General features: G+C 59.7%; 14 protein-coding genes and 5 pseudogenes. 14 read left to right on the top strand and 5 right to left on the bottom strand.

Going from position 1 to position 22,674, the window contains the following annotated elements:
- The first annotated feature begins 1 nt into the window (after window position 1).
- Together ACVIIW_RS16220 and ACVIIW_RS16215 are read left to right on the top strand one after the other, a co-directional pair.
- Window positions 2-1,516 carry an ISNCY family transposase gene (locus tag ACVIIW_RS16220; protein WP_456701585.1) on the top strand — a complete coding sequence of 505 codons (1,515 nt, stop codon included), beginning with the start codon at window positions 2-4 and terminating at the stop codon, window positions 1,514-1,516.
- Between the two features lie 681 nt (window positions 1,517-2,197).
- The gene (locus tag ACVIIW_RS16215; RefSeq protein ID WP_456705363.1) at window positions 2,198-2,596 is read left to right on the top strand and encodes a hypothetical protein; all 399 of its coding nucleotides are present in this window, start codon (window positions 2,198-2,200) and stop codon (window positions 2,594-2,596) included.
- Between the two features lie 1,073 nt (window positions 2,597-3,669).
- Here the strand turns inward: ACVIIW_RS16215 and ACVIIW_RS16210 are convergent.
- Window positions 3,670-4,626, bottom strand: a complete 957-nt coding sequence (locus ACVIIW_RS16210; protein WP_456701645.1) for an IS481 family transposase — start codon at window positions 4,624-4,626, stop codon at window positions 3,670-3,672.
- Between the two features lie 155 nt (window positions 4,627-4,781).
- Here ACVIIW_RS16210 and ACVIIW_RS16205 point away from each other — a divergent pair.
- The 9 genes and pseudogenes from ACVIIW_RS16205 to ACVIIW_RS16165 all read left to right on the top strand — a co-directional run.
- A pseudogene (locus ACVIIW_RS16205) lies at window positions 4,782-6,095 on the top strand (transposase).
- Between the two features lie 86 nt (window positions 6,096-6,181).
- Window positions 6,182-6,520, top strand: coding sequence for a transposase (locus tag ACVIIW_RS16200; RefSeq protein WP_456701644.1), 339 nt, complete (start codon window positions 6,182-6,184; stop codon window positions 6,518-6,520).
- Between the two features lie 46 nt (window positions 6,521-6,566).
- Window positions 6,567-6,881, top strand: coding sequence for an IS3 family transposase (locus tag ACVIIW_RS16195; protein WP_456701643.1), 315 nt, complete (start codon window positions 6,567-6,569; stop codon window positions 6,879-6,881).
- 22 nt (window positions 6,882-6,903) lie between these two features.
- Window positions 6,904-7,161 (top strand): hypothetical protein, encoded by a 258-nt coding sequence (locus tag ACVIIW_RS16190; protein WP_456701642.1) that lies wholly within the window; start codon window positions 6,904-6,906, stop codon window positions 7,159-7,161.
- 184 nt (window positions 7,162-7,345) lie between these two features.
- A complete protein-coding gene (locus ACVIIW_RS16185; protein ID WP_456701641.1) occupies window positions 7,346-7,795 on the top strand; it encodes a sigma factor-like helix-turn-helix DNA-binding protein in 450 nt (149 codons plus the stop codon).
- Window positions 7,740-8,747: an IS21 family transposase gene (istA, locus tag ACVIIW_RS16180; protein ID WP_456701640.1), complete on the top strand. Its 1,008-nt coding sequence runs from the start codon at window positions 7,740-7,742 to the stop codon at window positions 8,745-8,747. The genes ACVIIW_RS16185 and istA overlap by 56 nt, the downstream gene beginning before the upstream one ends.
- Window positions 8,748-8,920: 173 nt before the next feature.
- Window positions 8,921-10,108, top strand: coding sequence for an IS110 family RNA-guided transposase (locus ACVIIW_RS16175; RefSeq protein ID WP_456705171.1), 1,188 nt, complete (start codon window positions 8,921-8,923; stop codon window positions 10,106-10,108).
- A gap of 222 nt (window positions 10,109-10,330) precedes the next feature.
- Window positions 10,331-11,074: an IS21-like element helper ATPase IstB gene (gene istB, locus ACVIIW_RS16170; protein ID WP_456705170.1), complete on the top strand. Its 744-nt coding sequence runs from the start codon at window positions 10,331-10,333 to the stop codon at window positions 11,072-11,074.
- A gap of 268 nt (window positions 11,075-11,342) precedes the next feature.
- Window positions 11,343-11,573: pseudogene (locus ACVIIW_RS16165) on the top strand (integrase core domain-containing protein); the annotation flags it as partial.
- A gap of 14 nt (window positions 11,574-11,587) precedes the next feature.
- Here ACVIIW_RS16165 and ACVIIW_RS16160 read toward each other — a convergent pair.
- From ACVIIW_RS16160 to ACVIIW_RS16150, 3 genes and pseudogenes are all read right to left on the bottom strand, one after another.
- Window positions 11,588-12,245 (bottom strand): annotated as a pseudogene (locus ACVIIW_RS16160) (transposase); the annotation flags it as partial.
- Between the two features lie 178 nt (window positions 12,246-12,423).
- Entirely contained in the window at window positions 12,424-12,879 is a 456-nt protein-coding gene (locus tag ACVIIW_RS16155; RefSeq protein WP_456701639.1) for a thioesterase family protein, read from the bottom strand.
- A complete protein-coding gene (locus ACVIIW_RS16150; protein ID WP_456701638.1) occupies window positions 12,866-13,849 on the bottom strand; it encodes a 3-hydroxyacyl-CoA dehydrogenase NAD-binding domain-containing protein in 984 nt (327 codons plus the stop codon). The genes ACVIIW_RS16155 and ACVIIW_RS16150 overlap by 14 nt, the downstream gene beginning before the upstream one ends.
- 1,637 nt (window positions 13,850-15,486) lie before the next feature.
- On the opposite strand from ACVIIW_RS16150, the gene ACVIIW_RS16145 reads away from it, so the two are divergent.
- Window positions 15,487-17,991 carry a CoA transferase gene (locus ACVIIW_RS16145; protein WP_456701637.1) on the top strand — a complete coding sequence of 835 codons (2,505 nt, stop codon included), beginning with the start codon at window positions 15,487-15,489 and terminating at the stop codon, window positions 17,989-17,991.
- Window positions 17,992-19,035: 1,044 nt separating this feature from the next.
- Window positions 19,036-19,917 (top strand): 3-keto-5-aminohexanoate cleavage protein, encoded by an 882-nt coding sequence (locus tag ACVIIW_RS16140; RefSeq protein WP_456701636.1) that lies wholly within the window; start codon window positions 19,036-19,038, stop codon window positions 19,915-19,917.
- A 229-nt stretch (window positions 19,918-20,146) separates the two neighbouring features.
- Here the strand turns inward: ACVIIW_RS16140 and ACVIIW_RS16135 are convergent.
- Window positions 20,147-21,341: pseudogene (locus ACVIIW_RS16135) on the bottom strand (IS3 family transposase).
- Window positions 21,342-21,468: 127 nt separating this feature from the next.
- On the opposite strand from ACVIIW_RS16135, the pseudogene ACVIIW_RS16130 reads away from it, so the two are divergent.
- Window positions 21,469-22,423: pseudogene (locus ACVIIW_RS16130) on the top strand (IS481 family transposase).
- Window positions 22,424-22,674: the final 251 nt, after the last annotated feature.

Raw genomic sequence — 22,674 nt, 5'->3', positions numbered from 1 at the left:
GATGGGGTGGCTAAGCATGGCAACGCGGAAGGAACTGACGGCGGCAGCAGGCGCGCGCTATCGGCGTTCGGATCGCGCGAAGAAGACGCGGATATTGGACGAGTTCGTCGACATCACCGGATTCCATCGCAAGCATGCGATGCGACTACTTCGAGGTCAGGAAGACGCGCGCCCAAGCCGAAGGGCGCGACGTCGAATGTATAATGAGGTAGAACACAACGCGCTCGTGCTCCTTTGGGAGGCGTCAGACCGGATCTGCGGGAAGCGGCTGAAGGCGTTAATGCCTGCGTTGATTGAGGCGATGGAACGGCATGGCCACCTCGACCTTGCCCCCGAGATCCGCGACAAACTTTTGGCAATGAGCGCTGCGACGATCGACCGCGCATTGGTGCGGGTCCGAGAAGGATTAGGTCGCAAGCGTCGGCGGCACGCGACGCACTCGTTGCGTCGCAGTGTTCCAATAAGGACGTCGGCAGATTGGAATGATCCGGCGCCTGGATTCGTCGAGGCCGACCTTGTCGCGCATAGCGGTCCATCTGCGCGCGGCAGCTTCATCCAGACCCTCGTGCTCACCGACATTGCTACCGGCTGGACGGAGTGCGCTCCTCTGATCGTGCGCGAACAGACGCTGTTGAGCACGGTCCTGACGGAATTGCGCAAACAATTGCCTTTTGCGCTGCTCGGCTTCGATACTGACAATGATACGGTGTTCATAAACGAGACGCTGAAAGCCTACTGCGAGGCGGCCAACATCGTCTTCACGCGCTGCCGGCCCTACCGAAAAAATGACCAGGCGTTCGTCGAGCAGAAGAACGGCGCCGTCGTGCGCAGGATAGTCGGCTATCGTCGGTTCGAGGGCCTGGAAGCGGCCAAGCTGCTGGCTGAACTCTATCGATCGGCGCGGCTGTTCGTGAACTTCTTCCAACCCTCGTTCAAATTGATAGCCAAGCAGCGCGAAGGTGCCCGTGTACGCAAGACATACAGCGCGCCGGCTACACCACACCAGCGCCTGGCAGCGGACGCCCGCACGCCTGACGCTGTCCGCCATCATCTCCAAGAAATCTATGCCGCTCTCGATCCAGTCGCGTTGTTGCGCGACATCCGCGACGTGCAGGAGCGCCTCGCGGCCCTCGCTGATACCCAACCAATCGGCCATCCTGCTGTGGCATCGCAACCGATCGATCGCTTCCTGGCAAGCTTGCGCACGGCCTGGAAGGACGGAGCCATGCGACCGACGGATCGGCCACTCGTGAAGACGAAAAGAGGCCGACGTCGTCCCGACCCGCTGATCCGGGCAACGCCAGATTTGCGAAAATGGTTTGACGCTGAGCCTTGGCGGACTGGCAGCGAACTGCTCTCGCGCTTGCAGATGGAATATCCTGGAGCCTATCCGAAGAAGCTTCTTCGAACCCTTCAACGTCGGCTGAAATCCTGGCGCAGCGAGCAAGCGAATGCGCTGCTGTTCGCTCCTAGCGAGAAAACGCCGCCAGGGTACGAGGTCACAACACCCCAATGACGTGCGAGGTACCAGCGGAGGAGGCCGGGCGCTCCGAAACCCCGGCCATCTCCGCACCCGGCCTCCTCCTCAACTCAGGCCAGGAGCAAAATAAATGAGGCAACCGATCGCACCCGGGAGCATCAGTACATGAGGCAATACGGCTTCCCATCCAGATTGTCGCGCTATACTTGTTCAATCGAACCCGGCTTCACTCCGCCATCGGATATACCGCCCCGATCGAGATCGAGCTAAAGACTGCGAACCCTATCCGCTCATTTGGGGGAAGATCAGTCTTCGCGAATCGGTGCTGCGACGCTGGGTGGATAAGCTCCGGCAGGAGCCGGCATCGGCGGCGTGGCGCCCCCCCACGCAGGCGACGCCGATGGCGGCGGACCAGGCTTCGGAGATCGCACGGCTGGGCCAGGAGAACGAACGGGTCCGCATGGAGCGCGACATTTTAAAAAACCGTCTAGCACAGCGGCGCGCCTGTGCGGCTTAGAAACAGCCTTGTATACCCTCCCGGCTGGGAGGGTAGCGGCCGGTTGATTATTGGAGGCTCACCCCCCCCGTTAAAAAGATGGTCCATGGGTGCATGCGGACTTGAGAGTGGTGACGCTGCTTCGACAGCGATCCCGATTAGGAAGATGACGATTGGCATAGCCCAGACGCTCCTACTCACTCATTGATTGGAGGATTGCCATGCCCAAGAGGACGACCGAAGCCCGACCGGAACTGAAGCTGATCGACGTCGGGGCCGCGGCCATCGACATCGGATCAAGGCTGCATAGGGCTGCGGTTAACCCCACCGATTCTAACGACGCAGCTGTGCGCTCTTTTGGCACATTCACCCAAAACCTGCATGATCTGGCAGATTGGTTCAAAGCCTGCGGCGTGACGAGTGTCGCGATGGACTCTACCGGATCAATTGGGATCCCCGTCTACGAGATTCTGGAGCAGCGCGGGTTTGATGTGATTTTTGGTCAATGCGCGCTACGCCAAGAACGTTCCTGGACGCAAGACCGACGTCAGCGACGCTGCGTGGCTGCGCGAGCTTCATTCCTCTGGCCTCTTACGTGGCAGCTTCCGATCCTTCGATGAAGCGGAAGCTCATGTCCGGGTTCCGGCGAAGATCGCGATCGACTTCCTAAGAAACAGCCAGTTTCGCGTCTCAACCTCCGAACTGCACTCTACGGAGTGCCGGCGTCGATCTGACCGGGATCCATGGATTTCTACCACAGCTGGCATTGAACTTTGTAAGCTTGTCGGCGAGTGTGGCACCGATCTGAGGGCCTGGCCGAGTGCTAAGCACTTCACTTCCTGCCTCTGCCTTGCACCCGGCAACAAAATCTCCGCGGCAAGGTTCCCGGAATGGTCTGGAATTCAAAACCTAGCGACTTGGCACCGCGTCGAAGGTTCGCAAAAATGCGGCTGCGGTATTGTTGCTCATAGCCGGTTGGCACCTGGATCCCTGTAGCTCATGCCGTGCCGAAGAGTGTTTAAAAATAGAACTGTGATCGTCCCAGCGGTCGCTGTCACCGCTTTTGACTTACCCCCATGTGACGATAGTCGGCGATAGAATGCGTCGCTACGTCCGACGGTCGTTGCTGCCAACCGCAACAGTGCGGCTGCCCCACTAGGATCTCCGTGTCCGCGACGAAAGCAATCTTCGCTTAGTAGACGTCGTAAAGTTCCAGCGATTGGGTCACGCGAGGACATGTTCGTGTCGATTGTTGCCTACCAGTGCCGCGCGGATCGTCTCGATGGATGAACTCAGCCTTGGCCGATCGAGCAGATGGTGCGTCCGAACTGAAGGTGGGCGTGTTGACTTGCTTAGCCTTGTGCGTAGCTTGGGTCGCTTCCCGGCCAGCTTTTGCGCCCTTACTGTTCAGTGTAGCGATCAGGACTCGAGCTTGCGAGCGCAGTCGAGTTAATCTGCAGCTCCATCATGGGTATCCGCGCCATCATGGCGGCGCCGCGCAGTGTGCGCACTACCGACCGCCGTCATGACCTGCCGACCGCCTGGAAGCATCGCGCGTGGACGCGATGTCAAAGCGAATGGCTTCGGCAGCTTGACAGATGCCGCACTAGCTGCAGATCATCCGGAAGCGTCTCGAAGGCCACTCGCAACTGCCCCCCCGTTTCGAACCGGACACCGGCGTTAGCCGGAGGAGCTAGGTGTGGAGCCTCAAGAGGTTGACCTCAGTCAGACCGAGGCGGCTGATCGGGGTTTGTGACTTTATACCACCATGAGGCCGGTGCCAGTTGTATCGATGCAGCCAGATCGGCAGCTCTTGGGCGCGGCGATTGGAGGTTGGATAGGCTTTGGCATAAGCCCATTCCCGTAGTGCGGTTTGGATGAAGCGCTCTGCCTTGCCATTCGTTCTCGGCGTGTAGGGTTTGGTGCGGATGTGCTTGATGCCCAGGTCGCGGCACGCCTCGCCGAAGGCGTGAGATCGGTAGCAACCGCCATTGTCGGTCATGACGCGCGTGACGGTGACCCCAAGGCCTCCATAATAAGCCACAGCCGCCTTGAGAAAAGACACCGCGCTGTCCACCGTCTCGTCCGGTTTGATCTCCGAGAAAGCGACGCGGGAATGGTCGTCAATGCAGACGTGGACGAACTCCCAGCCGACGCCTCGGCTCCTGTTTGGACCACTTGAATCGCCGGTGATGCGATGACCAACCCGCTCGAAACGCCCGAGCTTTTTGATGTCGATGTGAATGATCTCGCCTGGAGACTCACGCTCATAACGGCGCTCCGGCTCGGCCGGTTCAAGATCGCGGATCCGGTTCAAGCCCAAACGACGAAGCACTCGGCTGACCGTGGCTGGCGACACCTTGACCTCGATTGCGATTTGCTGGCCGGTGTGGCGCTGCCGGCGCAAGGCCTCGATGGCGGTGCACGTGGCCGGCAGGGTTTGGCTCGGCGATGAATGAGGTCGAGACGAGCGGTCGAGCAAGCCAGCCACACCGTTCTCGCGGAAGCGCTTGACCCATTTGGCGACCGTCTTCGGCGTCGTGTTGAAAAGGTCAGCCGCGCCGGCCTGGCTCAACCCACCCTCGACTACGCTTCGCACCATCGCCTCTCGACCTTTGGGCGTCAAAGGCGCATTCTTGTGGACGTTCATCTGGTCTTTCCTTGGAACACTGAAGCTTCGCAACCTCAGCTTCCTCGGTTCAGACCAGATGGACAACCTCTTGAGAGACCACAGCTAGGCCTAGTCCTAGGAGCCTGTCTGAGTATTTCGTTGCCGTATCGATCTGATCGCGATTCAATTTTTGAATGAAGACATTTCGCCCTAGGGATGTTGACCAAGACTGGCTGCTCCCACCCTCGCTAGGCGAGTTTGTGCCGGCCGATCATATCGCTCATTTCGTCCGCGATCTGGTTCGGCACCAACTTGACCTAACCCCCTTTCGAGTTACGACGACGATCGTGGATACGCGCCGTACCACCCGGGTGTGATGGTCGCTCTGCTCCTATATGCCTATACACAGAGCGTTTATTCGTCGCGACGGATCTCCCGGTGCTGTGAGGAGCGTCTGGATTTCATGGCGTTAACCGCTATGAACAGACCGGACTTCCGTACCATTAGTGATTTTCGGAAGCGTCATCTCTCCACTTGCGGATCTGTTTCTGCAAGTTCTCCGACTGTGCCGCGCAGCGGGCTTGGTGAGCCTCGGCCACGTCGCTGTCGATGGCACGAAGTTGAAGGCGAATGCCTCCCGTCACAAAGGCGATGAGCTATGCCCGCATGCGGCAAAGTGAGAGCGAGCTGGCATCCCAGATCGCCAGCTGGTTCGAAACGGCAGAGCGCCATGATGGCGTAGACGACGCCGAACATGGATCATGTCGAGGCGATGAGATGCCTGCGTGGATCAAAACAAAACAAGAGCGTCTTGATCGCATTCGAATGGCGAAGACGGTACTCGAAGAGGAGGCGAGGCGCGACGCAGGGATGGTCGACCCTAACGGGCCTGGACCATCTTCTGGAATGCGGACTTATGGGCGACCCAATCGCTCGCTTGACTGAAAACCACCCGAGAGAGCGCAGCGCAACTTCACCGATCCAGACAGTCGTATATTGCCCACGAGAGATGGATTTATTGCGGGGTACAATGGTCAACTCGAGGTTGATGCGGAAAGACAAATCATTGTCTCGCACCGCTGATAACGAACAGCGGCGAAGTTGATGGACTGATCCCACTGATTGACGCTACGAGGGCAGCATTCGGACGGAAGCCAATCGAGATTTCGGCGGACAATGGGTTTGCGAGCGAAGCTAAGGCTCTGGCTGAGCGAGGTATCAGCGCCTATTTGGCCTGCCGACGAGGTCGGCGCCGGGATGTGCCGAAAACAACATGGAGGCGGCTCAAGAAGCAGTCGCGGATGATGGCAATGGCAGCCAAGCTTAAACGCGGTGGCTATCGGAGTCGATATCGGCTGAGAAAGCAAGTGGTCGAGCCAGTGTTTGGACAAATCAAACAGGCGAGAGGTTTTCGTCAATTCTTGCTGCGAGGGCTCGACAAAGTGCGGTGTGAGTGGGCGTTGGTTTGCACTGCCCACAATCTTCTTAAACTGGCTGGCGCCCGCTAATCTCAAACGGGCGCGATGCAAAAAATACGACCTCTCTCCTCCGCGTACGCTAAGGCATTACTCAGACGGGCTCCTATAGGCATCCTATGTCCGACACGTTTTCGAAGGTGGAAGTCATCACCGGCGTTGCCCGGCGGCGGCGGTTTACGGCGGAGCAGAAGCTTTTGGTCGTCAACGAGACGCTGCAACCGGGCATGTCGATCAGCTATGTTGATCGTCGCCATGGGCTCTCTCCGAGCCTGGTCTTCCGATGGAGACGGCTGATGAGTGAAGGGGGCGAGGAAGCGGTGCGGACCGACGAGAATGTGGTCGCCGCGTCCGAGGTCCGGCGGCTGGAGGAACGGGTTCGAGACCTCGAACGCCTGCTGGGCCGCAAGACCATGAGATCGAGATCCTCAAGGAGGCTCTTGATCTTGCACCGGTAAAAAAAACCGACCTTGCTGTCGCGATCGCAGGCACGGGAGGATACCCGTGAAACGGATCACAAAGACCCTCGGGGTGGCCCGTTCCAACCTGATTGAGCGAGCGGGTGGCAAGCGCCCGAAGCGTGGTCCCCAGACGCGCGCCGGGGATGCGGAGCTCACGTCTGATATCCGTCGCCTGGTGGATAGCCGCCCAAGCTATGGATACCGGCGGATCGCCGCGCTCCTCAAGCGCGAGCGGCGATCCGCCGGTAACGATCCTGTCAACGCCAAGCGCGGCTACCGACTGATGAAGAAGAGCGGCTTGTTGCTGGCCCGGCATACAGGGCGCCGCACCCGCGGGCCCATGACGGAACGATCATGACAAGCCGCTCCAACGAGCGTTGGTGTTCGGAGGCCTGGAGTTCACCCGCTGGAATGGGGAGATCGTGCGGGTTGCCTTTGCCCTGGACAGCCACGACCGCGAGGTCATGAGCTGGGTGGCCACAACGGCTGGGATCTCCGGCGAGATCATCCAGGACATGATGGTCCACTGTGTCGAACAGCGGTTCGCCGACATCCGGGCTCCGCGCAAGGTGCAATGGCTGACCGACATGGATCCATCTTCGCCGCCTATCCTACCCTTGAGATTGCCGCCGCCCTGAACCTCGAGCCCTGCTGCGTGTTCCAGCCGATCGTGATCACCGTTTCCAGCCGATCGTGATCGCTATTTCCAGCGATCATGATGGGGGACAACCAGGAGGCGTCCACCGCTGACAGTCTGTAACCGGGGTAGCTCGGTCTTTTGCCCAACCGCAGAGGATCGAGATGCCTACAGAGAGACTGTCCATGCGCCACGTTCGCGAAGTTCTACGCCTGCACTACAGCGTCGGCATGTCGCAGCGCGCCGTTGCCCGCAGCCTCGGTCTGGCCCAGGGCACGGTCAGCAAGTACCTCAATCGAACCCGCCGCGCCGGCCTGACCTGGCCGTTGCCGCCCGAGCTGGATGACGACGTCCAGCTCGAGAACCGCTTGTATCCGCCACCCTCCGATCGGCCCAGCGACGAGCGACCGCAGTCGGATTGGACGCTCGTGCATCGCGAGTTGCGGCGTCCGAACGTCACGCTGATGCTGTTGTGGGAGGAGTATTGCGACGCAAACTCCGACAGCTTCAGCTATTCGTGGTTCTGCGAACGCTACAAGGAATGGGCCGGCCGCCTCAAGCCGACCCTGCGCCAGGTTCATGTCGCCGGCGAGAAGCTGCGTCGACTATTCCGGCCACACCATGGAGGTAGTTGACGGGCTCAGCGGTGAGGTGCGCAGCGCGCAGATCTTCGTCGCTGTGCTCGGCGCCTCGAACTACACCTACGCTGAGGCCAGCCTCAGCCAGAGCCTGCCGGACTGGATCGGCTCCCATAGGGCTTTTTGCTTTTTCGGCGGTGTGGCCCGGCAGACGGTGAGCGACAATCTGAAGGCCGGCATCACCCGGGCCTGCTTTCACGAGCCGATGGTCAACCGGACCTATGCCGATCTCGCCCGCCATTACCGTACCGCCATCATGCCGGCACGGCCGTATCGGCCGCGCGACAAAGCCAAGGTCGAAGTCGGGGTCCAAATCGTCGGGCGATGGATTCTGGCGCGCCTGCGCAACCGCCGTTTCTTCTCGCTCGCCGCCCTCAACGAGGCGATCCACGCGCTGCTCGTCGATCTCAACAATCGACCGTTGCGGAGCTGGGGGCGAAGTCGGCGCGAACTGTTCGAGGAGCTCGATCGTCCGGCGCTCACGCCCTTGCCAGATGAACCGTACGAGTATGCCGAGTGGAAGCGCTGCCGGGTCAAGCTCGATTATCACGTCGAGATCGCCAAGCATTACTACAGCGTCCCTCACAACCTCGTGCATCAGGAGGTTGAGGCTCGCGTCACCCAAAAGACCGTCGAGATCTTCCTCCGCGGCAAGCGGGTGGCCTCGCATCTGCGCAGCACCTTGCCGCATCGCCCGACCACGGTTCCCGAGCATATGCCGAGCTCGCATCGCCGCTATCGCGACTGGACCCATGAGCGCATTCGTTCCGAAGCCGCCAAGGTCGGCCCCGACGCCGACACGCTGATCGACGTCATCCTGCGGTCGCGGCCGCATCCGGAACAGGGCTTCCGTTCGGCCATCGGCATTCTTAAAGGGCATGATGTTTTCAGCGCTCAAACCCGGTGGAGAGGACCGGTCGTCCGGATTAGTCTGTCCAAGCCGGGATAGGGGCGCTGGAGCACGAAACGGTGGCAGGCCGCCATGACCATGAGCTGTGAGCTCGCTTTGTTACTTGGCCGCCCCTACGACTTGCCCGGCTGCGCTGCGAGCGCGGATCCGTAGATGTCGTGCAAGCCACTGGCTCCTGAGACAAAGGAGAAGCAAGCATGCAAATCGTCGGCATGGACATCCACCGATCCTTCGCCGAAGTGGCGATCCTGGAGGACGGAACAATAATCCGACAGCTCCGCGTTGATCTCGTCCACGATCGGCTTGTCGCCTTTGCCAAGACACTCAGCCTCGAGGATGAGGTGGTCATCGAGGTAACGGGCAACAGCGCGGCGGTCGAACGTATTCTGCGCCCGCACGTTAAGCGCGTCGCGGTCGCCAATCCGAGGCTCGTTCGGGCGATCGCCTATGCGCGAGTCAAAACGGACAAGGTCGATGCTGGGACCCTGGCAAAGTTGCATGCTGCTGGCTTCTTGCCGGAGGTCTGGGTGGCTGACGAGGACACCTACAGCCGCCGGCGCCAGATGGCCGAGCGCGCTGGCGTCTTGGCGCAGATCATCCGGATTAAAGGACGAATGAAGGCTATCCTGCATGCCAACCTCATCCCGCCCTACAAAGGCTATCTCTTCGGCAAGCACGGACAGCATTGGCTGGACAGTCTGCCTCTTCCATCGGAGAAGCGTGCGATGCTCCAGCGTCTTATCACGGAACTCGAACGCGTGACGAAGCAACTATCGGAAATCGACAAAGTCGTGGCCCAACAGGCTTTGGACGATCCACGGGCTCTCAAGCTGATGACGATCCCCGGCGTGAGTTCGGTCGCCGCATCGAGTGTACTGGCCTCCATCGGCGACATCGCACGCTTCCAATCACCGGATAAGCTCAGCAGCTACTTCGGTTTGACCCCTCGAGTTCGGCAATCGGGAGAGCATCCGCCAAGGCATGGTCGTATCTCGAAACAGGGCAATCGTGACGCCCGCAAGATGCTGGTTGAAGCGGCCTGGTCGGCCAAGACGGCGCCCGGGCCGCTGCGGGCCTTCTTCAATCGCATGCAAAAGAAGCATGGGGCTGGAGTCGCGGCCGTCGCCACGGCACGTAAGCTCGCAGTGATGATCTGGCACGTCCTGAGGACCGGGAAAGATTATGCTTACGCACGACCGGCGTTCACAGCGATGAAACTCCGGAAGGTGGCACTCAAGGCTGGAGCGCCTCGTGCCTATGGCAAGGCTGGCCCGGGTCGGGACTACTGGATCAAGGAACTGCGTGAGCGGGAAGCTGGCTATGTCGCACGCGTCGAGCAGGCGTACGAGCGGATGGTGGCGGCCTGGAAGGAGAAGCCAAAAAAAGTGGCCTTGAACTGACGATAGGGCTTCTCAACACCATCGGTGGTCAAGCGCTACGGCCAGGAACGCGTCGACGCCGCCTGCGCCCGTGCCCTTCTGCTCAACGCCCGTTCCTACAAATCGGTCGCCGCCATCCTCAAGAACGGCACCGACAGAACCGCTCCTCCCACCGAGGGGCGCCCATCCTCTTCCACGCCAACATCCGTGGCCGCAGCTACTACAACTGATCAGGAGATCATCGTGCTCATTCACCCCACTGTCGATCGCTTGCGCGCCCTCGGTCTCGCCGCCATGGCCGATACCCTCGTCGAACTGCAGAACAATCCCGAGGCGGCCGAGATGCCGCACGCCGAGTGGCTCGGCCTCCTCGTGGATCGCGAGGTCACCGCCCGCGACAACCGCCGCCTCACGCGCCGCTTGAGCAGTGCCAAACTCCGTCAAGCTGCCGCCATCGAGAACGTCGACTATCGCACCGCTCGCGGCCTCGACCGTTCGCTCTTCCAGAACCTCGCCACCAGCCAATGGATCCGTGAGGCCAACCACCTGGTCATTGTCGGCCCAACCGGCACCGGCAAGTCCTGGCTTGCCTGTGCGCTCGGCAACAAAGCCTGCCGCGACGGCTTCTCCGTCCTCTACAAGCGGGCATCCCGCCTGTTCGCCGATCTCGCTCAGGCGCGCGGCGAAGGCCGTCTGGCGCGCCTGATCGCCGCGCTTGAGCGTGTCAATCTCCTCATCCTCGACGACTGGGGACCTGAACCGCTCACCGCCGACCAGCGTCGTGATCTGCTTGAGATCGTCGACGATCGCTACGACAAGGGATCCTTATTGATCACAAGTCAGGTCCCCGTGTCGCAATGGCATGACGTCATTGCCGATCCCACTCTCGGTGACGCGATATTGGATCGCATCATTCACAATGCGCACCGCCTCGAGCGCAAAGGCGACAGTCTACGGCGTCAGGCTGGCGAAAAGAAAAAACCGTGAGCACCTCGCGCACGATCGCCCCGCCGGCCCACAGGCCCCTCCCGCGCGCGTCGCTACGTCGCTCGTGGGGGCACTCCGCGCCGCGCACGGGGCCCTCCCATGGACCGCCGGAACGATCTTCGAACCAACCCGCCAGCCTTGACGAGGAGGACATTTCCAGCACACATAAATCCGTCAGCCGTGTTCGCCTCCGTCCTGATCACGATCACTGGAATCCGTGATCACCATCGCATGGAACACCTGATCACCATCCCTGGAATGCGCAGCCTGCTTCACGCCGCTCGAAAGCCCCGAGAGCAACGGCATGGCCGAGGCGTTCGTCAAGAGCTTCGAGCGTGACTATGTTCGTGTGAACCCGATCCCTGACGCGAGCACCGCCCTGCAGCGGATCGACCAATGGATGGAGGATTACAACTCAGAACACCCGCACTCCCGGCTGGGCTACTGCTCACCGCGGGAGTACATTGCATCACTCAAACCAGCCGAGTGTCCGATCTGACGGGGGCAACTCCACTTGGTGACGTCCTCGACGATGTTGAGGATGCGGAAGCGTCGCCATTGGCGAACTGGTCGTGGACGAAGTCCAGCGGGCATTTGGCTTGGCTTCGATCACGACCGGCCCACGGCCTTGCGGCGAGCCCGCCGCTTGCGGACGGTGAGCCCTTCCTCGCGATAAAGCCCAGTAGATCCCGCCCTCGCGCCGCAGCAGGACGAACAGGCGGCGATAGCCGAAACGCCTCTCGTTGGCGAGATCGCGCAATCGGCCACGCAGAACTGCCTCTGGCGGGCGGCCGGAGCAATAGCGAATCATTTTCTGACGGCCACCACAATCGAGCAGGCCCGCCGTTCCGACAGGCTCATGACGGACTGCAGATGCGCGACCGCTGCGCGCTTGCCGGCGGGCCCTGCTATTTTTGAAAGGAGCACGCGAAGTGCGACTGCATCGAGCACCTGCTCGGCCAAAAGCTTCTTCAGCTTCCCCGTTCTCCTCCTCCGGGGCGCTCAACCGCTTCGTTTTGGAGACGTCATGCTGCCGAATTTGGCCATTCCAGTTGTGGATTGTCGCCTCGGAGATCCCGTGCTTGCGAGCCAGATCGGTCGTCTTCGCCCCGGCCTCATGCTCCTTCAGCACCCTGATAATCTCCTCTTCCGTGGACCGTGCTCGCTTCATCTGTCCGTCCTTCTTCGGGCCGGACTCTAACTCCTTTGGAAGGAATACTCAGTGGCAGGTCACCCCCAGCGTATCACGACGATTGCGGGTCGGGATGCACCAGCGGATCGAGGTCTAGCTTGCCTTCTGCCCCAGCTCCATAGTTTAGCATCTACCCGCTGTAACATGCATGATGGCTTCAATTGTAGGATGGTCTACGCCCGATTGACAATTGCGCCTGGACGGTATGCGGCGAACTCCCCCAAGACGCGAAATGGCTGCTAACTACGGCTGGGAGTGGAGCCACCCTGCGGGTTACGGGATCGAAGCATAAGTTCATTGTCTCGACCGTGCAAACAAGATTGCCGGTGCTTTCGAGGCGATGAAACAGATGGAACCGCTTGCTGTCGTAAGCGATGAGGCATGTAAAGATTTCGACGGGCGCGCCCAACCGCAGTTCGCGAATATAACAAACATGCGTTTCTGTCAGGACGAACTGAACACCCAGTGCCAGGCCGCTGTTGTCCTTTGCCCGGCGCCAGATTTCACCACTGGCGAGATCGGCTATGCGTTGGTAGGTCAGAAAATTGACGTGCTCGAGCTGGTCCAACCAGTCTTTCTTGACAATCCCGTCCCACGCCTTAATCCATGCCATGCTTCGCTCCTGCAAGGCTAGCCCGCACACGCTCCAAGGCGGAGCGGATGCTCACCACGCCAGCATTGCGCAAGGCCATGAGCCCCGCCTGCCCTTTCGCACCGATCCCGTTGGAGACCTCTTCGGCATATGCCTGCAGCAGCGCCTCGCCTGGCTTGAAGTCCGAAGGCGCAGTATAGCTGTCTAAGTCACGACCGATGCTCTCCACGAGCTTCTTCCATTGAGACGGATCGCTCTTCCCGAGATACAAAGAAGAAGAGACGCCCATTGCTGCCCAGCGGATAGCTGGACCTGCCGCAATGGCCTTATCTATCCCTTCAAGATCGGCCACCCCTTGCGACATCATGAAGAGAATTTCTTTGAGAACGGCATATTGGACACGATTGCCGATGTAACCCTCAATCTCCCGGTCTAGCTCGACCACTTCGCTGCCGGTCGATTCGTAAAATGCAGTCGCGCTATCCGCTGCCTGTCTAGCTGCATCGCCTCCGGCAATCTCAACAAGTGGAATCAGAAAAGGCGGATTGAACGGGTGGCCGACAAGAATGCGCTCCGGATGCCGCGCGCGCTTTCTCAACTGTGAGGCAAGAAAGCCGGAAGAACTTGACGCGATGACAACATCAGACGGCACAAGCGCATCAATTTCTGAAAGCAAGTGTATTTTCGCGTCGATGTTTTCGGGAGCGCTTTCCTGCACAAAATCGGTACCTTTCAATGCCTCTTCGAAATTAGCAGTAAAGGAAACCCGAGAAGTCGAGGCGCCGGGGGACATGCCCAACTCCGTGAGCGCAGGCATAGCCGTCGCAAGACTTTCTTTGAGATAGTTCTCTCGGTCCGCGGCTTGGTCGTACACCACGACATCAAGCCCTGCCCGCATGAAGTGCGCCGCCCAACCAGCTCCGATCACGCCGCCGCCAATACAAGTGACCCTGGTGATCTTGCGCGCGCGCGACACTTTAGATTCCGACATTCAATTTACTCCAGTTTGAAACCGCGGCAAGCTGGCGAGGAGTCGCTAGCCCAGCTGCTTTAGTGCTGAGGCGGACCTTCGTTGGCAGCACTGGACAGAGCCATGAAGCTTGCGCAGTCAGGGAATCATAATCGAGTTTGACGCCTATTTCCTTTAATCCGGGCGGATAACCGGCTGAAATTCTTCATGCGCTTGAAAGAATATGAAGGGATTCATATCAAAACATCTCGATCCTGGGTGAAGTGACTCAAAAAGCGGCGGCGCGATCCATCCGGCTCGGTCTTGCCGCGGAACCATTTCACTGCAACCGTTGCAAGCAACGGGGCGCCGCAACGGCCGGAGCCATTCATTCTTTTGAATGAAGTCGCAACTGCAGGCCAAGGCCCACTGGGGTTCGACGCTGGCTGCGACGCTGGCAAACCCAAGGATCACTAGCGTACGATTGGAGCTAAATCACTGGCCCAGGTACTCGCGCTTCAAGTGCTTTTGGTCCAACCGTTAAGATACAACCGTCGTGGTTGAGACTTGAGATCACGCGGAGCGGCTTGTGCGAATTTGAACTGATGCGTCACGGTGCGTAGAAACCGAGGTTGATCTGTGAAATTTCCCGAGAGATTCGACTTCAGCAAGTGCGGGGACTAAACATCGCCTAAGTATACTTATCAGGCGGACGAAGATGGATGCGGGCTGGTATGCGCACGACTCGCCGTCCACGAGAACCTCTCGTTCTCTCTGTGGCGGTTTTGCCTCGCACCTGTACGCGCAGTTGGCATTGAGCGGGCCGCTTGATGGCGGCCAAGGTCTGGAGCAAGCGCTAGCCGCAGCTCTCATCGACACCGCCGTCACTCCACAAGCTCTCCAACTAGTAACCGCCTGCGTCACATTATCCAGCAGCCATCCAGCTTTACCCATCAGGGCTGGTAGTGTCTTGAGCCTCTTTCGCCCTGTACTATGAAATTACTACTCGTCGGATAGCCTATGATGGAGCCAACAAGGAAGGACAACGCATCCTCTTAGGGCCGCGCCCGTTGTCATCAATCGAACGCGGAAACTGCGCCTCAGCATGTGCATACCTGTATTGACGGTGCGCCCAATCGATGATCGTAAATTTCGCGCGCATGCTGGACGGGCAGGCGTTGGTCTGAGATGCCGGCCACGCTGGCTTCCGCCACAGGCGCTGGCGATCGTCTGTCCGCGGGGTATCTATTGATGGCACTGAGCAGAGGCGCTGGCGTTAAAGTCAGCTCTCCAGAGCTCGCAAGCACCAGATTCTAGTGAGGGGAAAGCTCAAGATGATTTCCGAGATGTTAATGACCTGCAGGGGCAAAGGAGAAGGATATGGTGTGGAGTCTAGTCCGCATGTTCCGCTGAGCCCAGGACACCGCAAGACCAGGGCATGCCAAGTAGGTCGGATCCGCAGGATCATAGCGGACCCAACAGAGCGATTCCTGTTTGTCGAAGCTGGCCGGGAGAAAACACGATCTGCCAGCCAGCCTCGCCGATACCCGTAAAGTGGGGCCGTGCGCTCGAGGCCGATTGTCCATTTGCGCGGACTACGCGTGTGGACGTTCCGAGCATCACTACGAAGTATCTAGCATACCAAAAGCCGCTCGCGGACAAGTAATAAAGTGATAGCAATGCGAAGTTCAACCCTTCCTCTCTTCGGTGTCAAGGTCGTCGATTTCGGCCAGTACATTGCCGGCCCAGCAGTTGCGATGATCCTTGCGGACTTTGGCGCCACTGTCGTGCATATCGACCCGCCAACAGGTCCCCTCTGGCATAGCCCGGCTAATGCGACCCTTAATCGAAACAAACTGATCGTCCAGATCGACCTGAAGAGTAAGCAAGGCGTATCCCAGGCGCAGACCCTCATCCGAGAGGCTGATATCGTGGTCGAGAACTTCCGCCCGGGGGTACTAAAGCGTCTTGGCATTGACTTCGCGGCCCTGCGGAGCGTCCGGCCCGACCTGATCACCGTGTCAGTTCCGGGATTTGCTTCGAACGACCAACTTCGTCGCGAGTGGCGCGCTTTTGAAGGGGTAATCGCGGCATCCTCAGGAGTGTTCACCAATATGGGTGTCAACCGCGTGCTGATGGGTGTCAATCCGTCTTTCTCGCCGCTGCCTCTGGCTTCAGCCTACGGTACGATGCTCGCGGCATCTGCCACGGTTCTAGCACTTCAAGCGCGGGAGCGCAGCGGGACTGGCGACCACATCGAGGTACCTCTTGCCTGCGCCCTCCTGGAGGGCCTCGCCTACAATTCCATCCACATCAAAGACCTTCCGCTCCGCTATAAGAAACGACGCGAGCGCGAGATCGACCGCCGGCGCGATGCAGGCATGCCGATGGATCTTTCTTACGAGTCTTCACAGGAGTTGCTCGATCCATTTTGCCGCAACTACAAATGCAAGGACGGGCGCATGTTCTATGTCGTTTGCCTAGGCCACAAGCATCATGCGAAGCGCTGCTTGCAAGTTCTCGGACTATACAACGAGCTCGTTGCCGAGGGTCTGGCAGAGGAGGTCGATTCCTATCTTCCGATCCGGGAATGGAGATCCGATCACTCGGTCAGCGTGTCTCCATTACCGAAGATCTGGGCCGACAAGATCGCCGGCCGTATGAAAACCATCTTCCTGACCCGAACCGCAAAGGAATGGGAGCGCATCTTCGGGAAAGCGCAATTACCCGGTGCGCCTCAGCGCTGGCTGCAGGAGTGGATCAGCGACGATCACGCTGAATGCGCCGGCCTCATGATCGAGGTCGACGATCCCGTATATGGGCGGATGATCCAGCCCGGGCCGATAGCGTGGTTGGAGGAAAGCGGGGAAGTGATGCTAACCCCGAAATCCAGGAAGTGGTGCGACTTCGATCAGGCACTCGCCGCGGTCTCGGCGACCCCATCTCGCACGCCGATGGCCCCGCTTGCGGAGACCCACGCAGCATGGCTCGACGGCGTACGGATCCTCGATTTAGCCAACGTGATCGCTGGTCCGCACTCCACGTACTACCTCGGCCGTTTCGGAGCGGAGGTTATCAAGGTCGACCCTGCGCGCCCTCTTTACGATTGCTCGAACACGGTCATCGTTGGCATGACTCATATGCGGGGCAAACGTTCGGTTCTGGTAGATCTCCGGTCATCAGGTGGCCGGGAGGTTTTCGACAGGCTGATAAAGTCTGTTCATGTCATCGTCTGGAATGCGACTGACCAACAGGTCAAGCGCATGGGGCTCGATATGGAGGGCCTGCAAGCGCTCAATCCGGCCGCAGTCTTCTGTCAGCTCGATTGCTTCGGCGGCGTCCGTCGCGGCCCCCGCAGCGACTACCGGGGTTATGACAACCTCGTCCAGGCGACAACGGGCATTATGCTGAGGTTCGGTGGTTCCGCAGACAAGCCTGAGGACCACGCGCACGACGGCACGATTGACGTGATGTCCGGGTTTGGGGCAGGTCTTGGCATTGCTGCCGCACTGTACCAAAAACTTAGGACCGGCCACGCAGGGCGAGCCCGGACTTCGCTCTCCGCAGTCTCCGGCCTCGCGCAGCTGCCATTCTGTTACGACTATGAACGGCGTGGACCCTTCGACGAACCTGCCGGTCCTGACGTAAGGGGCTATGATGCATTGACCCGCCTCTATGCGACGGCCTCCGGCCGCAGCCTTCTGCTCAACGCCTTAGAGGGCGACGTGCCGCGCTTTGCGTCGATCGAAGGGCTAGAACGACTACCTGATGTACCGAAAGATGGTCGCGCCTCCTATCTCACAGACGCGATCGGCAAGACTTCCGCTGAAGAATGGTTGTCACGATTCAAGGCAGCCGACATCGGCGCTGCAATTTGCGAGGACATAGAGGCAATTCGATCTGCAAATTCCAAGCCGGCGGATCGTGCTTCGACTAGCGGACAGGGCAGTTACTCCTTCTCAATATTTGGTGACCATCCCAGCGGCCACGCGGTAACGCAGGTTGATCCGTATGCAATACGCTTGGCCGTTGGAAAGATACATCCACTGCCGCCCGCAGAAAAATACGGCGCCTCGACACGGCAAGTTCTGCGGTCACTGCAATATGCTGAAGCGGAGATAGACGGGTTGCTGGCCAGGGGAGCCATAAGCGAAAGCTGGAGTCGCGAATATTTGCCCAGCTGAGGAGGAGAGCCAGGACTAAAGCGCTTAGCGCTCGTTGTGCATCCAATACGAATGGGATTAAATGAGTGCGCAGGATGGCCTGACACCGCGCCCACCGCAAGGTAGAGCTCGCGAGTCTAGAGCGTCACATGTTTGAGCTGGGAAAATTCGTACCGTGAGATCGATTTGCAGTGTCCGAGTCTAGCGCAGGGCAATGGAGGCGAATAGCTCGGTGGGACAATGGCACGGCCAGCCGAGTTTGATCGGCAATGCAGCAGAGGATCTTGTTGCTTGGATCACACACAGGCCGAACGGAAGGAACGCGATTTCCCTGTAGATCTGTGGCGAGTCCACGATGCGCTCACGAGGAACGGCCGAGTCATGTCGGGGGCGCGAACCTCCGCAATTTACCTATGGGACACACATTTCCGACTGTTTCCATGCCAAGTTCGTGGAAATCCGGCGCCTTCGGGCGTCTATAGTCGATCCGTCACACGTTTGCGATCTGGACGTCTCAATGGCATTGAAAACAAAAGCTGTGTTGGAATCCTGGACTTTGATCGTGAGCCCGGTTGGGTCCGCGCGCGCCGCCTCTCGGCTTGCTGATGAGTCGGTCGGGACACTTACGGGTTTGCCGTCGTGATCAAGGTGCCAAAATCTACGGTGGACCGCACGATGAGCGGCGATCCAGCGCTCGTCCGACCCTACATTGCCGCTCCGCGTAGGCTAGTCGCGCAAGGCGCCGTGGCGATTGTTCGAGCTGCGGTTTTGCCATCGGCTATCAGGTTGAAGTTGCTGCTGCCGCGGACGTCCCTGTTATGATGTCGACGACAGCGGAGCACTTGCAGCTCAATGTCGGGGTCGTAAGCCCCAAAGAGAGCCACTTCGCCCGGAGTTTCTCGAAAAGCTGCGGATCGCGCGGCAAAGCCAATGCGAAAGTCCGGCGCGGAATGTGGGTCGCACCGCGAATCTCCAGACCGGAGCACCGGCTCCTTGAGAGGTCCAAATACTTACTGCTCAATTCCGTCTCGCGATAGTCCCGACATATCAATAGAGGAGTCCTTGATGTCCCGAAAAGTCGTTCTCACGTGCGCAATCACCGGCGGGAATGCGGCAGTCGTTGCAAAGCATCCGAACATCCCCAAGACGCCTTCGCAAATCGCTACAGCGGCCATTGATGCGGCGAAAGCAGGGGCTGCCGTCGTTCACATCCACGTTCGTGAGGAGGACGGGACGCCTTCGAATCGCTTGGAGCTTTATGAACAAGTCGTAAAGAAGCTGCGCGACTCGTCCACCGACGTCATCATCAATCTGACATGCGGAATGGATGGTACGATTGTGCTCGATTCCCTCGACCCGCCAACGCTTGGCAAGGCCACTGCGCTCAAGTGCCCGAGGGATCGTGTCCTCCAAGCGACTACGCTCAAGCCGGAGATCGCCACACTTGATTGTGGTTTGTTGGCGTTCGGCGAATCGATCTATGTGGCGCGAATGTCCGACTTGCGAGAAATGACGAAGCTCATGCAGGATGCCGGCGTCAAGCCCGAGCTCGAATGCTTCGACCTCGGCCACATCGAAAATGCCAAGAAGCTCATCGAAGAAGGTACCCTCAAGGGCCCGCCGCTGTTCCAATTCTGCCTTAGCACCGGTACTGGCGCTCCTGCTGAGCCGATCGTGATCCAGGCCATGAAAGAAATCCTGCCTCCCGGTGCGATTTGGGCTGGATTTGGCTGTGGTCCGGACGAAATGCCGACGGTTGCGGCAATTGTGAGACTAGGAGGACATATTCGCGTCGGGCTGGAGGACAATATCTATCTGCGGCGCGGCGTGCTGGCATCCAACGCCGAACTCGTCGACAACGCGGTTGGGATTATTGAGAGGATGGGCGCCAGCATCGCCACACCGGCCGAAGCGCGACAAATGCTCGGCTTGATGAAGCGCGGCTAAGAACCGCTTTTTGTCGGAAACAGCCGGGCGTCTTGACGGTGGGCTCACGTCCTCTGCAATCAAGCGATAGCTTGGTCTCAACGCGCTGACAATGGAGAAGAGAACGAATGGCTGAACTTGTAACCACGCGCAGTGAAGGGGCGATCCTCGCCTCACGCTCGATTGCACGAAGGCTAATGCCATTGACGCGGAAGACCTCCCCGCTAATGGGAGTGTGGAGTTGCCCCCGTCAGACCGGACACTCGGCTCGATTGAGTGATGCAATGTACTCCCGCGTTAAGCGGTAGCCCACCCGGGAGTGCGGGTGTTCTGAGTTGTAATCCTCCATCCATTGGTCGATCCGCTGCAGGGCGGTGCTCGCGTCAGGGATCGGGTTCACACGAACATAGTCACGCTCGAAGCTCTTGACGAACGCCTCGGCCATGCCGTTGCTCTCGGGGCTTTCGACCGGCGTGAAGCAGGGCTCCAGGTTCAGGGCGGCGGCAATCTCAAGGGTGCGATAGGCGGCGAAGATGGATCCATTGTCGGTCAGCCATTGCACCTCGCGCGGAGCGCGGATGTCGGCGAACCGCTGTTCGACACAGTGGACCATCATGTCCCGGATCATCTCGCCGGAGATCCCAGCCGTTGTGGCCACCCAGCTGATGACCTCGCGGTCGTGGGTGTCCAGGGCAAAGGCAACCCGCACGATCTCGCCATTCCAGCAGGTGAATTCCAGCGCGTCCGAACACCAACGCTCGTTGGAGCGGCTTGTCATGATCGTTCCGTCATGGGCCCGCGGGTGCGGCGCCCTGTATGCCGGGCCAGCAACAAGCCGCTCTTCTTCATCAGTCGGTAGACGCGCTTGGCGTTGACAGGGTCGTGGCCGGCGGATCGCCGCTCGCGCTTGAGGAGCGCGGCGATCCGCCGGTATCCATAGCTTGGGCGGCTATCCACCAGGCGACGGATATCAGACGTGAGCTCCGCATCCCCAGCGCGGGTCTGGGGACCGCGCTTCGGGCGCTTGCCACCCGCTCGCTCAATCAGGTTGGAACGGGCCACCCCGAGGGTCTCTGCGATCCGTTTCACGGGGTATCCTCCGGTGCCTGCGATCGCGACAGCAAGGTCGGTTTTTTTACCCGTGCAAGATCAAGAGCCTCCTTGAGGATCTCGATCTCCATGGTCTTGCGGCCCAGCAGGCGTTCGAGGTCTCGAACCCGTTCCTCCAGCCGCCGGACCTCGGACGCGGCGACCACATTCTCGTCGGCCCGCACCGCTTCCTCGCCCCCTTCACTCATCAGCCGTCTCCATCGGAAGACCAGGCTCGGGGAGAGCCCATGGCGACGAGCAACATAGCTGATCGACATGCCCGGTTGCAGCGTCTCGTTGACGACCAAGAGCTTCTGCTCCGTCGTAAATCGCCGCCGCCGGGCAACGCCGGTCATGACTTCCACCTTGTGTCAGACATAGGCGTATGCCTAGGACTAGGTGTGGTCTTTCAGGAGGTTGTCCATCTGGTCTGAACCGAGGAAGCTGAGGTTGCGAAGCTTCAGTGTTCCAAGGAAAGACCAGATGAACGTCCACAAGAATGCGCCTTTGACGCCCAAAGGTCGAGAGGCGATGGTGCGAAGCGTAGTCGAGGGTGGGTTGAGCCAGGCCGGCGCGGCTGACCTTTTCAACACGACGCCGAAGACGGTCGCCAAATGGGTCAAGCGCTTCCGCGAGAACGGTGTGGCTGGCTTGCTCGACCGCTCGTCTCGACCTCATTCATCGCCGAGCCAAACCCTGCCGGCCACGTGCACCGCCATCGAGGCCTTGCGCCGGCAGCGCCACACCGGCCCAAATCGCAATCGAGGTCAAGGTGTCGCCAGCCACGGTCAGCCGAGTGCTTCGTCGTTTGGGCTTGAACCGGATCCGCGATCTTGAACCGGCCGAGCCGGAGCGCCGTTATGAGCGTGAGTCTCCAGGCGAGATCATTCACATCGACATCAAAAAGTTCGGGCGTTTCGAGCGGGTTGGTCATCGCATCACCGGCGATTCAAGTGGTCCAAACAGGAGCCGAGGCGTCGGCTGGGAGTTCGTCCACGTCTGCATTGACGACCATTCCCGCGTCGCTTTCTCGGAGATCAAACCGGACGAGACGGTGGACAGCGCGGTGTCTTTTCTCAAGGCGGCTGTGGCCTATTATAGAGGCCTTGGGGTCACCGTCACGCGCGTCATGACCGACAATGGCGGTTGCTACCGATCTCACGCCTTCGGCGAGGCGTGCGGCGACCTGGGCATCAAGCACATCCGCACCAAACCCTACACGCCGAGAACAAATGGCAAGGCAGAGCGCTTCATCCAAACCGCACTACGCGAATGGGCTTATGCCAAAGCCTATCCAACCTCCGATCGCCGCGCTCAAGAGTTGCCGATCTGGCTGCATCAATACAACTGGCATCGGGCCCATGGTGGTTTAGACTCACAAACACCGATCAGCCGCCTCGGGCTGACCGAGGACAACCTCTTGAGGCTCCACAACTAGGCCTAGCTCCTCCGGCTAACGCCGGTGTCCGGTCGAAACGGGGGGCAGTTCAGCAGGAATGCCTGGGCGCATTCCGGACACGTCGATCTCGGGGCGGCTCGTGCCCGCGAAGTCACGGCAATCGTCGACCGACGCCGCAAGCCAGGAATGATCGTGTCTGACGATGGCACCGAGTTCGCCTGCCATCACTGATGGGGTTGGGCCACCCCTCACAGCTTCGCTGTGGCAAGGTGGGCGGCGTGCATCATTCG

The organism is Bradyrhizobium sp. USDA 4449 (genome assembly GCF_054056275.1).
Note: the sequence above shows the minus strand (reverse complement) of the source record. Positions and strands in the feature narration are given on the sequence as shown.

Bases quoted from the DNA above. Each gene is read 5' to 3' on its own strand.
- ACVIIW_RS16220 (WP_456701585.1), top strand. From the start codon at position 2: ATGGGGTGGCTAAGCATGGCAACGCGGAAGGAACTGACGGCGGCAGCA.
- ACVIIW_RS16215 (WP_456705363.1), top strand. From the start codon at position 2,198: ATGCCCAAGAGGACGACCGAAGCCCGACCGGAACTGAAGCTGATCGAC.
- ACVIIW_RS16210 (WP_456701645.1), bottom strand. From the start codon at position 4,626: ATGAACGTCCACAAGAATGCGCCTTTGACGCCCAAAGGTCGAGAGGCG.
- ACVIIW_RS16200 (WP_456701644.1), top strand. From the start codon at position 6,182: ATGTCCGACACGTTTTCGAAGGTGGAAGTCATCACCGGCGTTGCCCGG.
- ACVIIW_RS16185 (WP_456701641.1), top strand. From the start codon at position 7,346: ATGCGCCACGTTCGCGAAGTTCTACGCCTGCACTACAGCGTCGGCATG.
- istA (WP_456701640.1), top strand. From the start codon at position 7,740: ATGTCGCCGGCGAGAAGCTGCGTCGACTATTCCGGCCACACCATGGAG.
- ACVIIW_RS16175 (WP_456705171.1), top strand. From the start codon at position 8,921: ATGGACATCCACCGATCCTTCGCCGAAGTGGCGATCCTGGAGGACGGA.
- ACVIIW_RS16155 (WP_456701639.1), bottom strand. From the start codon at position 12,879: ATGGCATGGATTAAGGCGTGGGACGGGATTGTCAAGAAAGACTGGTTG.
- ACVIIW_RS16150 (WP_456701638.1), bottom strand. From the start codon at position 13,849: ATGTCGGAATCTAAAGTGTCGCGCGCGCGCAAGATCACCAGGGTCACT.
- ACVIIW_RS16145 (WP_456701637.1), top strand. From the start codon at position 15,487: ATGCGAAGTTCAACCCTTCCTCTCTTCGGTGTCAAGGTCGTCGATTTC.
- ACVIIW_RS16140 (WP_456701636.1), top strand. From the start codon at position 19,036: ATGTCCCGAAAAGTCGTTCTCACGTGCGCAATCACCGGCGGGAATGCG.